Source organism: Microbacterium sp. 3J1, assembly GCF_001049495.1.
GTDB lineage: Bacteria > Actinomycetota > Actinomycetes > Actinomycetales > Microbacteriaceae > Microbacterium.
In genome coordinates, this window is record NZ_CDWI01000010.1 from 36,191 (window position 1) to 48,274 (window position 12,084).

Annotated in this window: 9 protein-coding genes; 3 read left to right on the forward strand and 6 right to left on the reverse strand. The window is 69.2% G+C overall.

Going from position 1 to position 12,084, the window contains the following annotated elements; all coding sequences use genetic code 11:
• Positions 1-26 precede the first annotated feature (26 nt).
• Positions 27-1,115: a glycosyltransferase gene (locus tag BN2660_RS07950; protein WP_141651262.1), complete on the forward strand. Its 1,089-nt coding sequence runs from the start codon at positions 27-29 to the stop codon at positions 1,113-1,115.
• A complete protein-coding gene (locus BN2660_RS07955) occupies positions 1,112-2,437 on the forward strand; it encodes a lipopolysaccharide biosynthesis protein (protein ID WP_091229827.1) in 1,326 nt (441 codons plus the stop codon). The genes BN2660_RS07950 and BN2660_RS07955 overlap by 4 nt, the downstream gene beginning before the upstream one ends.
• Before the next feature lie 24 nt (positions 2,438-2,461).
• On the opposite strand, the gene BN2660_RS07960 is transcribed toward BN2660_RS07955, so the two are convergent.
• The 4 genes from BN2660_RS07960 to BN2660_RS07975 form a co-directional block, all read right to left on the reverse strand.
• A complete protein-coding gene (locus BN2660_RS07960) occupies positions 2,462-3,475 on the reverse strand; it encodes an acyltransferase family protein (RefSeq protein WP_091229830.1) in 1,014 nt (337 codons plus the stop codon).
• Complete coding sequence (locus BN2660_RS07965; protein WP_091229833.1) at positions 3,472-4,788, reverse strand: hypothetical protein; 1,317 nt, start codon at positions 4,786-4,788, stop codon at positions 3,472-3,474. The genes BN2660_RS07960 and BN2660_RS07965 overlap by 4 nt, the downstream gene beginning before the upstream one ends.
• A 127-nt stretch (positions 4,789-4,915) precedes the next feature.
• On the reverse strand, positions 4,916-7,444 hold the full coding sequence (locus tag BN2660_RS07970; protein WP_091229836.1) for a right-handed parallel beta-helix repeat-containing protein: 2,529 nt from the start codon (positions 7,442-7,444) through the stop codon (positions 4,916-4,918).
• Positions 7,445-7,598: 154 nt separating this feature from the next.
• Positions 7,599-8,981, reverse strand: coding sequence for a tyrosine-protein kinase domain-containing protein (locus BN2660_RS07975; protein WP_091229839.1), 1,383 nt, complete (start codon positions 8,979-8,981; stop codon positions 7,599-7,601).
• Positions 8,982-9,055: 74 nt separating this feature from the next.
• On the opposite strand from BN2660_RS07975, the gene BN2660_RS07980 reads away from it, so the two are divergent.
• Positions 9,056-9,676 (forward strand): arsenate reductase/protein-tyrosine-phosphatase family protein, encoded by a 621-nt coding sequence (locus BN2660_RS07980; RefSeq protein WP_091229841.1) that lies wholly within the window; start codon positions 9,056-9,058, stop codon positions 9,674-9,676.
• Between the two features lie 39 nt (positions 9,677-9,715).
• Here BN2660_RS07980 and BN2660_RS07985 read toward each other — a convergent pair whose 3' ends face one another.
• The gene (locus tag BN2660_RS07985; RefSeq protein ID WP_255305082.1) at positions 9,716-10,921 is read right to left on the reverse strand and encodes a glycosyltransferase family 4 protein; all 1,206 of its coding nucleotides are present in this window, start codon (positions 10,919-10,921) and stop codon (positions 9,716-9,718) included.
• Positions 10,882-12,081 (reverse strand): DUF1972 domain-containing protein, encoded by a 1,200-nt coding sequence (locus BN2660_RS07990; RefSeq protein WP_176697138.1) that lies wholly within the window; start codon positions 12,079-12,081, stop codon positions 10,882-10,884. The genes BN2660_RS07985 and BN2660_RS07990 overlap by 40 nt, the downstream gene beginning before the upstream one ends.
• Positions 12,082-12,084 lie beyond the last annotated feature (3 nt).

Below are 12,084 nucleotides of genomic sequence, written 5' to 3' on the forward strand. Positions count from 1 at the left end.
CGATCGAAGGGCTCGAGAAGCAGGCCATGAGATCCGTCACACATGTGCAACTGTATGACGTGGCTCGTACGGCCCACTTCGAACGGATACTCCGATCGGATGCCGGGACGACGGTGCTGTACTCGCAGCGACGCTACGATTTCGACGCCGAGCTGGCAGCGAAGGTCGGGGCTCGCAGAGCGGGAACAGCGCAGGCCTTCTGGTACACGCTGACCCACGACATCGACGTGCTGGAGATCGCGGAGCCGCTCCTCGTGAGAGCGGCTCCGCGATCGCTGGCCGCGATCGTCGGGGCCAGGCTCCGCGCCGGCATCCGCCGTCGCGATGTCGCGGTGGTGACCTACGCCATCGAGAACAAGGACCCGCGCGACGGCTCCGCGAGCCTTCCGGTCGCCGCCCGCGTGAAGCTGCGTCTTCAGCGCCTCTTCGTCCGCCCCGTCTGGCGATCGCTCGACCGGATCGCGTTCGGCACGTCGCAGGCGCAGGATCTCTACGAGCGGCTCCTGGGCGAAGCCCGGGTCAGACGACGGCTGATCCCCGCTCTGCCCGTGGCCGACGGTTCCATCGGGGTCGACGACCAGCGCGCGCCGATCGTCACCTTCCTGGGCGAGTTCTCCGAGCGCAAGGGGTTCCCGCATCTGCTGCAGGCATGGCCGACGGTGAAGGCGGCGTATCCGGATGCGCAGCTGGTGCTGATCGGCAAGGGTGCGGGTGCCGACGACGCGCGCGCGCTCGGTGCTCGCGACGAGGCCGTGCGGGTCGAGATCGACCCGCCGAGGAGCCTCATCTTCGAGCTCCTCGCTCAGTCGAAGGTGCTCGCCCTCGCGTCGCAGCCGAGGCCCCGCTGGCGGGAGCAGGTCGGGCTGCCCATCGTCGAGGCGCTGGAGAAGGGCTGTCTCATCGTCACCACGGCGGAGACCGGGCTGGCGGAGTGGCTCGAGGACCACGGTCACGCCGTCATCGCGGACCCCGCCGATGTCGACGGTCTCGCGCAGGCGCTCATCACCTCTCTGCACAGCAGCCGTAGGCCGGCCGAGATCGTCGCAGACCTTCCCGACCGCGACGGCCGGGCCGAGGCCGAGCGGTGGATCCTCACGGATTCGAGCGTCGCATGAGCATGTGGCGCAATGTCGGCTCGGCCGCCGTGGTGAAGGTCGGGGTCATGGGCCTCACCGGCGTGGTGGGCCTGGTCACCAGCCGCATGATCATCCAGAACTACGGCGTCGAGGCCTACGCGCAGTACGGCCTGCTGTCGAGCCTGCCGACACTCCTGCCGTTCGCCGACCTGGGTCTCGCCGCGGTCGTGATCAACGCGGTCGCGGAGTCGGAGGACCCCCGCAGAGACTCCCGGATGCGGCGCGCGCTTCTCAGCACCGTACGTCTGCTGCTGATCGCCGCGGCGGTGATCGTCGCCGTGGCCTTCCTCCTCACGCTTCTCGACGCATGGCCGGTCATCCTCGGCGAGGGGCTCATGCCCCAGGGCAACCTCGTAGCGGGCATCTGCCTCGCGCTCTTCGGCATCAGCCTTCCGCTGTCGCTCGGCCCGCGCATCCTCATCGGCCTCGGACGCAACACCACCCAGATCGCGACGCAGGTCATCACCGCGCCGCTCATCTTCGTTCTGATCGGGGCCTGCGTGGTCTTCGGCGTGCAGGCCGACCAGTACCTCGCCGTCGCCGCGTACCTCGCCTCGACCGTGGTCGCCATGATCGCGCTGGCGATCGCCGCGCGACTGATCTCGCCGCAGCTCGGCACCCTCGCGCGCGAGGTGTTGCACGTGCGCAAGGCGCCGGGCGTCACCGTGATCAACATGGCCTGGCCGATGCTCGTGCAGCTGCTCGCGCTGCCGGTCGCCATGCAGACGGGTCGGATCATGGTGAGCCACCTGGGCGGTGTGTCCGAACTGGCCGAGTACAACCTCGGCTACCAGATCTTCGGCATCGCCCTTCAGACCATCTCGGCGGCGGGCGTGGCGCTCTGGCCGATCTTCGCCCGGGCCCGCGCGGCCGGTCGAGTGGAGAGCCCCTGGGTGCCTACGTTCTGGTTCCTCGGCGGCGGCCTCGTCATCGCCGGGGCGATGGCGGCCATCTCGCCCTGGCTCGCCGCCACCATCTCGGACGGCGCCCTGGCCCTCTCGTGGCCGCTGATCATCGCCTTCGTGGTGTTCGTCGCGCTGCAGTCGGCGAAGTATCCGGTGGGCATGTACATGACGGACCTCGCCGGGCTCCGCTTCCAGGTGCTGCCGACGATCATCATGATCCCCATCGCGCTGGGCGGGTCCTGGCTGCTGATCCCGCTCCTCGGCGCGGCGGGCAACCTCATCGCGGTCTCCGCCGCTGTCGCCCTCTGCCAGGTCGTCCCCAACCTGATCTACGTGCGTCTGGACGTGCGACGCCGGCGCAGAGAGATCGCTCGGGAGCCGGCGCTGCAGCAGTGACGCGGTCGGCGGGCCCTCCCGCGCTCAGCGCCGAGAGAACCAGCGCGGCTGCTCGTACGCGTACCGCAGCACGCGGTTCTTCGCGAACGCCCGGCTGAGGAGCAGCGACACGGCGATGGCGAGCGCTGCGAGCACCGGCGGGAGCACCGTGCCGAGCACCGCCAGCTCGGGGAGGGGGACCGTGCGTCCGAGAACCCAGACCACGATGAGGATGATCGTCGTGTGCGTGAGGTACACCGGCAGCGTGCGGGTGCCCAGATAGCGGGGCCCTGGCACGCGCGCGAGGACCCGGCTGACCGCCACCCCGGCGAAGACGCCGATCACGCAGCAGACGAAGTAGTAGCCGGGGATCGAGCGGAGACCGAGCGCGGTGCCCGCGAGCGCGACGGCGACCCACAGGACGAAGACGGATGTGAGGACGACGGGTCGCGCGGAGTTGCTCCAGCGGATGATCGCGTCGCGCAGCAGGATCCCGCTGAGGAAGAAGAAGAAGTACTTGGCGCTGCCGATCCACCCGACGTTCCCGACGAAGAAGTCCGACAGCGCCACGAACGACAGCAGGCCGGTGGCGACGAGCTGGACGACGACGGGCAGCCGGCGGATCAGCTTGGCGACGACGAAGAAGATCGCGAGCGCCCAGATGAACCACAGCTCGAACCGCGGGAGCAGCGGAGCCCACACGAGGTCCTTCAGCTGGCCGAGGTAGTTGCCCTCCTGCCCTTGGAGATTCAGGCCGAGCATGAAGGAGAAGGTCGCGATGATGCTCCAGACCGCGAACACCCACACGAACAGTGAGACCTTGGACGCCCACAGGTCTCGCCAGCTCGCGCGCATCCACTTGACGGCGAAGAGGCCGGACATCGTGAAGAAGAGCGGGAGTCGGATCGACGCGATCGTCTCGTCGAAGAAGTCCCATCCTGCGATGCCGAAGCCGGCCTCGCCCAGCCAGTTGGTGGAGTGGAACAGGACGACGAGTGCGATCGCGAGGCCGCGGCCGGCGTCGACCCAGTCGATCCGCTGCTTCACGGGGACGTTCATGCGTCTGCTTTCGGGCGAGGACGCGCTCGGCGCGTCGGCGGGGGCGAGAGCACGTGCAGATCGGCGCGAGGTCGCGCGAAGACGTAGGAGGCGTACCCGATGGCGAGCGACAGCGTCAGCGGCCACAGGCGGAGGGCGGAGTCGAACGGGCTGAAGGGAATGTCCCAGAACGCGCGGATCGCGAGGTACACGAGAAGCGGCGTCAGCGCTCCAGCGACGTACCCCCGCTTGATCGCGGTGACCAGCAGCACGAGGACCGCGACGATCATCGCGACTCCGGCCAGGCCGTACCAGATCCAGAAGTCGCCCAGCACCGAGTGGACTTCGATCCCGGTCCCGAACATGAAGCGCTCGACGTACCCGTTGTTCGGGTCGTATCCGATGCCGGCCATCGAGGACTTCGCCGCCTGGATGTCGTCGTACGTGGCCTTGATGCCCGAGCCCAGACCCCACGGGTACCGGGTGATGAGCGCGACACTCGCGGCGATCTCGGGGCGCCCGCCGACGACGACGCTGCCGCCGCGGGCGATCTGCTCCGCCGTGCGCGCCTGGGTCACCTCGCCGAAGTAGCCCTCGAGGATCGCTCCCTGCAGGAGCATCGCTATGAGACCGCCGGCGGCGGCGAGGGACAGCACGCCGCCCCAGCCGCGTGATCGCCGGGAACCGGTGACCGACAGGCGCTGCCAGATGAGCACGACGCCCGTCAGCAGCAGGAACGCCGAGTTCGACCGCGAGTCGTTGAGGAGTCCGATGATCGCGAGTCCGCCGATCGCGGCGAGGGTCAGCGTGAGTCGGTCGGTCAGAGAGCAGAGCGCGAGGACGAACACGCCGAGCGGCACGGAGAGCGAGAACCGCCAGAAGTTCGGATCGTCGCTGATGTTGAGGGGGATCGATGCCGCGAGTCCTGCGGCGAAGGCGAGGGAGGTCTTCGCGAGCGACGTGACGCGGTGCGCCCAGACGAGGAAGCCGACCACCGCCGCCAGCTGGAGCAGCGCCACCGTCCGCGAGGCGAGGTCGTAGCTCAGCTGCGTGTGATCGATCGAGTTCACCATGGTGAGGATCGCGCCGGACGCCACCGCGAAGATGGCGAGGATGCCGAGCAGCCGCGCCCACGGCATCCGCACCGCCGTGCCGAACCACAGGGGCGAGAGCACGAGAGCGGCGGCGCCGCCCGCCGTCAGCGTGTACTGCACGTCGATGCGCATCGCGATGAGAGCCGTCACCCCGAGGGCGATCGCCTGCGCAGCGGGAGAGCGGATCTCGTTGCGAGGGATGAATGTGGGTGCCGGTGCGAAGACGGGTGCAGAAGACATCGGCACCACCTCCCACCGCCCCAGCAGTCCCACGCGGCCTGCGTGACCCCTGAAGCCTACCAATGGAGATCGGGACCACACAGCGCGGGCGCACCGTCAGGTGCGCCCGCGCCGTGTCAGGGTCCGATCAGGGTGCGATCTGTCCGAGCAGTGCGCCGGTCGCGCCGATCCGGGGCGCGATGGTCGACGGCAGCGGAGACGCGACGCTCGCGACCAGTTTCTGCGCCGAGGCGGTGAGCGTCTGCGCCGAGGTCAGCGGAGATGCTCCTTCGACGAGCTTCGAGCGCTTGTCCCCGCCGGTGTGCGCCTGGAAGTCCGCCAGGGTCTTGAAGCTGCGGGTCCCTGCGGATCCGTTCGCCCAGCAGGCGAAGTTCGCGGGAGCCGTCGCGGTCGCACGGTGGTACAGGTTCGAATCCATCGTGACGCCGAAGTCGTTCCCGTACCAGCGCTGGGTGGTGTCCTGGCTGAGGACCGGGCACGACCCCGTCCCGTAGGAGATGACGTTGTTCTTCACCGTGATGTTCTTGACGACCCAGGGGATCTTGCTCGCCAGGGCCGAGTCGGTCTGACGACGCTCGTCCTGCATGAACCAGATCGACCGGGCGTTGGATGCGAACGTGTTGTTCCAGACCTGCACGCCTCCGGCGTTGTAGATCATGAGCGCGGTGTGGCCCGCACCGGTGAAGGTGTTGTCGGCGATGAGAGCCTTCTCGCTCGCCTCGTAGAGCAGCCCGTATCGGCCGTTGCCGGCGACGGTGTTGCCGACGATGGTGGCGTTGTAGGCCGACATGTCGAACCACAGACCCGAGGAGACGTTGTCTGTGAACGAGTTGTCCTCGATGACGACGTCAGCGGAGGCCGTGATCTTCATGCCTCCGGACACCGGCGCCGGCTTGAACCGCTCGACGTTGTTGCCGTCGACCTTCGAGTTCTTCAGCGACAGGCGATCGGCCTTGTTCGCACCGATGCCCATGAGGCCGTTCTGCGTGACCGTGAGGTTGCGGAACTGGTGGTCCGCCGCCCAGGCGTACAGACCCACGCTCGCGTTGTGGGTGATGACGAGGTTCTCGAGCGTGATCTTCGGCACCTCCGCCGTGACCGCGCCCATCTGGCTCACGGTCGTGGCGTACCCGCGGACGCCGAGTCCGCGCACAGTCGATCCCGATCCGCCGATGGTGAGAGCCTTCTGCAGCGTGCTCGCCTGGACGGTCTTGCCGCTCGGGTTCGAGCCCAGGATCAGCTTCTTCTGCGCGGTGTCGACGAAGAACGTGCCGGCCTTCACCTGCGACGCACTGCCGACCTGTCGCTGCGCGACGCCGTCGATCCACACCTGGTCGGGGTAGCCCGCGTACGGATTCGTGGAATCGGTCCAGCGCGAGGTCTCGTCGGAGCCCTTGCTGAACGACACGCGACGGTCGAAGTTGTGGTTCCATCCGCCCACGGCCCAGGTGGAGCCGGACTGCTGCCAGCCGGTCACCTTCGAGGTGCCGTCGAGCCACACGGCTTCGCCGGGATACGACTGGATGGTGAGCTTCTTGCCGATCGGGATCGTCACCGTCTCGTGGTACGAGCCTCCTCGCAGGACGAGGGTCGACCCGGCCGGAGCCTTGGCGACAGCATGCGCCAGGCTGCCGTACGGCGACTGCGCGGTGCCGCTGCCGGAGCTCGTTCCCTTCGCGGTGACGTACAGCGCACCGGAGGGTACGGCGTACTTGGTCGATCCGACTGCGGCAGAGCCGGATGCCGTCGACGGCGCGGGGTTCGTCGGGGTCGCGGGCGCCGTGGGTGCCGTCGGCGTGGTGGGCGCGGTGGGTGTGGTCGGCGCGGGCTGCGTCGGCACCGTCGGGACGGACGGCTCTGCCGGCTTCGGGGGTGTCGGCGTCGGCTGCGGCGGGGTCGCGTGACTCGCGGTGAAGTCGTCCACCATGATGTCCAGGGCCTGGGTGCCCGACGACAGATAGGCGCCGACGCCGGCGGCACCCGCTCGGCTGATGCGCTCCGCCGAGCGGTCCTTGTGCGTGAGCTGCCATGCCGGCGCGGTCGAGCCGACCTTCCAGATCCGCGCGGCGAGGGACACCTCGGTGTCACCGGTCGCGGAGAACTCGATCGTGAGCCGATCGCTCGCCGTGATGTCGCGCAACAGCACGGTGTCGGTCACGAGCACGGACTCCCGCGAGGTGCTGCCGTCGTAGCGGCTGATGGTCATCGAGACGCGGTTGGACGACGTGATGCGCGCTCGCGCCTGGTACGAGTGCCCGTCTGCAGCGCGCAGAACGGCGGACGTGGTCGCGCCGTTCCCGCTCTTCGGCAGCTCGGACGGCCAGAACGTGAACCTGACCGAGGAATCGAGTTCCGGTGCCGCGGCGAGGGTGTTGACCGCGAACGCCGATGGCTTCAGTCGGAAGACGCCTGCGCCTGCGGCGGATGTGAGCACCGGTGGGTTGATGCTCGACCATGCTCCTCCGGTGGGGGCGGCGCCCCAGCTGGCGGTGCTCGCGCGCTCGAAGTGATCCTCGGCGAACGCGCCGGTCTCTGCGGCGGAAGCGGCGGTCGGGACCGCCATTCCGGCGACCGTGACGGCGAAGGCCACGGCGGCGATGGTGGGAATTCGGGTGAAGCGTCGGGTGTGGGGTTTCGGATGGGTCGCGAAAGTCATAGATTTCCTGAGCAGTTCCGTATCGGGGTCCCCCTGCCATCGCCGAAGGTAGCATCTTCGGCTGGACCGTTACCTGAACGTAACCTAAGCAAAGGCTATGCGCAAGCTGTACGCGGCAGCTTCCGAGACTGCTTCGCGGGCGCCTCGTCCGGCGCTATCGCCGACGCAGTCGACCGCTGTCCGCGGTCGTCCGGGCGCCGTAGCTGCCCACCCCGTAACGGCTCACTCCCCGACGCGGAACACGCGTCAGAACGGCCCCGAGAACGGTCAACCCACCGACCGCTGCAGCGCTGACGACCTTCTCGAGATTGTGCGTTCTCGTCTTGTCGTAGAGCACCGCGAGAAGTGCGCCGTCTGCCTGGTTCCCGAGCCAGGTGGCGTCGGTCACCGCGAGCAGCGGCGCGCAGTCGATGAGGATGAAGTCGAACTCGGCGCGAGCCTCTTCGAGGAGGTCCGTCATGCGCTGGCTGGTGAGCAGCTGGCTCGGATTCGGGGCGTCGGCGCCGCTCGTGAGGACGCTGAGTCCTTCGGCGCCCCATTCCTGCACGGCCTCGCCGAGGGTGGCCTCTCCGATCAGGACGTTCGTCAGCCCGACGCCGCCGTCGAGCTGCGTGTAATCGGCGAGCGACGGGCTCCGCAGATCGGCGTCGATGAGGAGCACGCGTCGCGACGACTCGGCGATCATGATGCCGAGAGCGATGACGAGCGAGCTCTTGGCCTCACCCGTGGCCGCGGAGGTGACGACGACGGACTTGAGCCCGCCGTCGACCTTGAGGAAGTTGAGGTTCGCCGCCACGGCGCGTACGGACTCGGCCTCGATGCCGAGGCGGTCCTTCAACACGGCTGCCGACAGGCGGGTCCCGCGTCGCGTCTCCACGACCTCGCCGAGGACCGGGACGCCCGTGAGCCGCTTGATGTCGGCGCGGCTGCGGACCGTCTGCCACGCGAAGGCGCGCAGGACGCTGAAGGCGATGCCGACAGCCAACCCGCCCAGCAGGCCGAGCAGCACGTAGTTCCGCGTGCTCGGCGCGAACGGGAACCGAGGCTCGTCGGAGTTCTGGATCACCGTGAGTCGCACGGTGGGCTGTCCGTCGGCCTGAGGCGCGACGTCGCGGGAGACGACCGTCGCCAGACTCTCCATCACGGCCTCGGTGATCTTCTCGGCGAGGCGCGGCGAACGACTGGTCGCGCTGACCTCGATGACGACCGAGTTGAGCGGCGACGACGCGGTGATCGTCGAGGCGAGGGCGCGAGGTGTGGTGTCCAGGTCGAGCTCGTCGATCACGGGCTGCAGCACGAGCTCGGAGCGGGCGAGCAGCACATAGGTGGCGACGAGGTTCTGCACGTAGGCGCTGCCCTGGACGAGTTCGGACGTGCTGTCACCGCGATCGCTTGTGACGAGGAGGGCTCCCGTCGACCGATAGGTGTCCGGCGTGAGCTTCGCGAGTCCATAGCCGCCTGCAGCTCCCACGGCTGCCAGGATCACGACCACGAGCCAACTGCGAAGGATGGCTCGCGCGTAGTCGCCGATCGTCATGTCCCCTCCAAGCAGGGCTACTAAGATAACCCCTTGTCCCCTGTCGAGAGTCTAGCCGAGTCGGAGTTCCCGCTGTGTCTGAAGGAGTGCAGGGCAGCCTGCTGGTCGTGTGCGCGGCCAACGTCTGTCGATCGCCCTTCGCAGCCTTCCTGCTCGGTCGAGAGCTGCCCGACATCGAGGTCTCGAGCGTCGGAGTCACGGCGCGCGCCGGTGACCCGCTCTGCCGCTTCACCGAGGAGCGCATCGACGCCCTGGCGGGCGATGCGGACCTCGCGGAGGCGCACGTCGCCACCCGCCTGGATGCGGAGAGCATCGACCGGGCCGACCTGATCCTCACGGCATCCGAGGCGGAGCGCTCCGCGGTCGCCATGCTCGCCCCGGAGGCGCGCCCGAAGACCTTCACCCTTGTCGAGGCCGCGTATGGTGCACGGGCCTTGTCTCCCCTGGCCGCCGACACGACCCTCCGCGAGCTTGCCGTGCAGATGCACGCCCAGCGCGGCCTCGTGGACCTCCCCGAGAAGCGCCGTCGCCACCGTCTCTCGCCGTTCCGCGCGAGCTACGGCATCGCGATCCCCGACGCCCACATCGGCGACACCCGCAAGCACGACGAGGTCTACCGCACCGTGACCGACGCCGTGACGATGTTCGCCGGCGCCTGGGACGGCGCGCGTCAGCCGGTCGAGGCGTCGGACTGACGCACGGCCTTCACGTGCGTCCCGTCGGCGGCGCGCTGGTCAGCGACCGGATGCATCCGCGTGCGGCACGGCATCGACGACCGCAGTGGCGATCAGGGCGCGGTATGCGGACGGCGCATGGCGGCGCAGCGCCTCGACGCGGCTGCCGTCGACCCCGGTGACGACGGCATCCCACCCCGACGCGAGGTCTTCCAGGGCAGATGCGATGGCCTCGGCGCTGCCGGCGGGCACCAGTCGCGACGTCGCGTAGCCGCCCGCCGCCTCGCGCAGGCCGCTGCTGTCGCTCGCGACGACGGGTCGCTTCGCGAGAACCCCCTCGACCGCGGTGTTCCCGAAGGGCTCGTCCACGCGGGACGGAGCGACCAGCACGTCCGCCTCAGCGAGGAACGGCCAGATCTCGGGATGGAAGCCCGCGAAGTCCACATCGACACCCGCGGCGTCGGCCTTGGCGCGGAGCTCCTGCTCGTACCACTCGTAGCCGGAGAAGACCGCTCCCAACAGCGTGACCGTCACGTCACGACCCTGCTCTCTCAGCAGCGCCGCCGCATCGATCAGCAGGTCGGGCCCCTTGCGCGGAGACAGCCTGCCGACGTAGAGCACCCGCAGCGGGCCGTCGACGCTCGCGCGAGGTGCCGTGGGTTCGGCGGGGGAGGCGACGCCGTTGTACACGACGGTCGCACGCCGTGCGAGCGACGGCAGGGCGGCGCGAATCGTCTCGAGGCTGAAACGGCTGTTCACCAGGGTGCGGGTCGATGCCAGGTGCGGCATGTAGAGCACGCGATTGACGAGGCGGCTTCCCGATGCCTCCGCCTCATGGACGTGACTGACCGCCCGCGTCCGCCGCATCCGCGCGACGATCGGCCACTGCGGCGCGATGATCGTCGACACGTACACCGCCTCGGGGCGCAGGCGCCCAATGAGACGCCACGCGGCGATGAATCCCTTGACGGCGTCGCGCACGAGGATCGGAAGCCCGCGCGGAGACAGCAGGGTCTTGCGGAGCACCAGCATCGGAACGACGACGACCTCCGCTCCCGCCTCCCGGAGCGCCTGGTCGAGCAGACCGCGACTCGGAAGCGCCACGACGACCCGGCGACCGGTGGCGACGAGTCCCGTCGCGCTCTCGAGCAGCATCCGATCGGAGCCGAACATCTCGGCACCCGGATGCGCGAGGAGAACCGTGCCGCGGGCTGTGCCCTCCGCGGTCATCGACGTGACCGCTCGACGCCCGACGGCGCGTCCCACTCTTCCGCCACGCGCCGGGCCTTGCGGGCGACACAATGGATCGACGTCTTCGCGGCGAGGGAGCGGGCGAGCGTCTCGTACGCATCGGCGACGTCGTCCCAGCGGAACGCGACGCGCGCGCGGGCGCGCGCGGCGTCTCCCAGGCGTGCGGTCGTCCCGGCATCCGCCTCGGCCTCCTCGAACGCCTGCGCCGCGTCGGCGGGGGAGGAGAAGAACCATCCCTGGTCGTTGAGGACCTCGCGGTTGAAGCCGACGTCGTAGGCGATCACTGCGGTTCCCGCGCCCATCGCCCGGAGAAGCGACGGGTTCGTGCCGCCGACGGAGTGCCCGTGCCCGTAGGTGAGCGCGTGGAAGTAGAGGGCGTCGAGCAGCTCCTGGTCGTAGACGCCGCCGACGAGACGGATGCGCTCGTCGCCCTGTGCCGCCTGCTGGATCCGCTGCGTGTACTCGCTGCTGTATGGCGCGGAGCCGACCACGACGAGGGGGCGTGTCGCCGCGCTGCGGCGGTAGCCCTCGACGATCTCGAGCACATGGTTCTCGGGCTCGAAGCGCGCGACGACGACGTGGTAGCCGCCGGGGGTGAGTCCGAGCTCGTCGATGCGCCCGTCCGCGACCGACTCGAGGAGGGGAGCGCCGTACCGGATCATCTCGGTCGGGACATGGAACTGGTGGGCGTAGTAGTCGGCGATGCCCGGTGCATCCGCGATGAGCGCATCGGCCGTGCGCACGCCGAACTGCTCGGCCCAGCGGTAGTACGCCTTGCCTCGCGGGCCCCACTTCGAGCGCCGCCACTCGAGTCCGTCCATGTGCAGCGCAGTGGGCACACGGCGCAGCCGCAGGAGGGGGAGGAACGGCGAGTTCGCCGCGTTGAACACGAAAGCGGCGTCCGGCCGCCGCCCGAGCATGAGGTGCAGGGTGGAGAGACCGGTGTGGCTGAGCGTCTCGATCTGCTTCACCGGAACGGCGGGCAGGTGCACCACGCGCATGCCCAGGTACTCCTTCTCGCGGGTCTCGGAACCGCGCGTGTACACGACGACGTCGTGACCGCGATCGACCAGTCGCCGACCGACCTCCTCGACGGCCGTCTCGAAACCGCCGTATGCCGCAGGCACCCCTCGTGTCCCCACCATCGCGATGGTGAGGGCATTCCCCTTGCTCATGGA

What these genes read in the sequence shown, in the direction of transcription:
- BN2660_RS07950 (WP_141651262.1), top strand. Translation starts at nt 27, where the DNA reads ATGAGATCCGTCACACATGTGCAACTGTATGACGTGGCTCGTACGGCC.
- BN2660_RS07955 (WP_091229827.1), top strand. Translation starts at nt 1,112, where the DNA reads ATGAGCATGTGGCGCAATGTCGGCTCGGCCGCCGTGGTGAAGGTCGGG.
- BN2660_RS07960 (WP_091229830.1), bottom strand. Translation starts at nt 3,475, where the DNA reads ATGAACGTCCCCGTGAAGCAGCGGATCGACTGGGTCGACGCCGGCCGC.
- BN2660_RS07965 (WP_091229833.1), bottom strand. Translation starts at nt 4,788, where the DNA reads ATGTCTTCTGCACCCGTCTTCGCACCGGCACCCACATTCATCCCTCGC.
- BN2660_RS07970 (WP_091229836.1), bottom strand. Translation starts at nt 7,444, where the DNA reads ATGACTTTCGCGACCCATCCGAAACCCCACACCCGACGCTTCACCCGA.
- BN2660_RS07975 (WP_091229839.1), bottom strand. Translation starts at nt 8,981, where the DNA reads ATGACGATCGGCGACTACGCGCGAGCCATCCTTCGCAGTTGGCTCGTG.
- BN2660_RS07990 (WP_176697138.1), bottom strand. Translation starts at nt 12,081, where the DNA reads ATGAGCAAGGGGAATGCCCTCACCATCGCGATGGTGGGGACACGAGGG.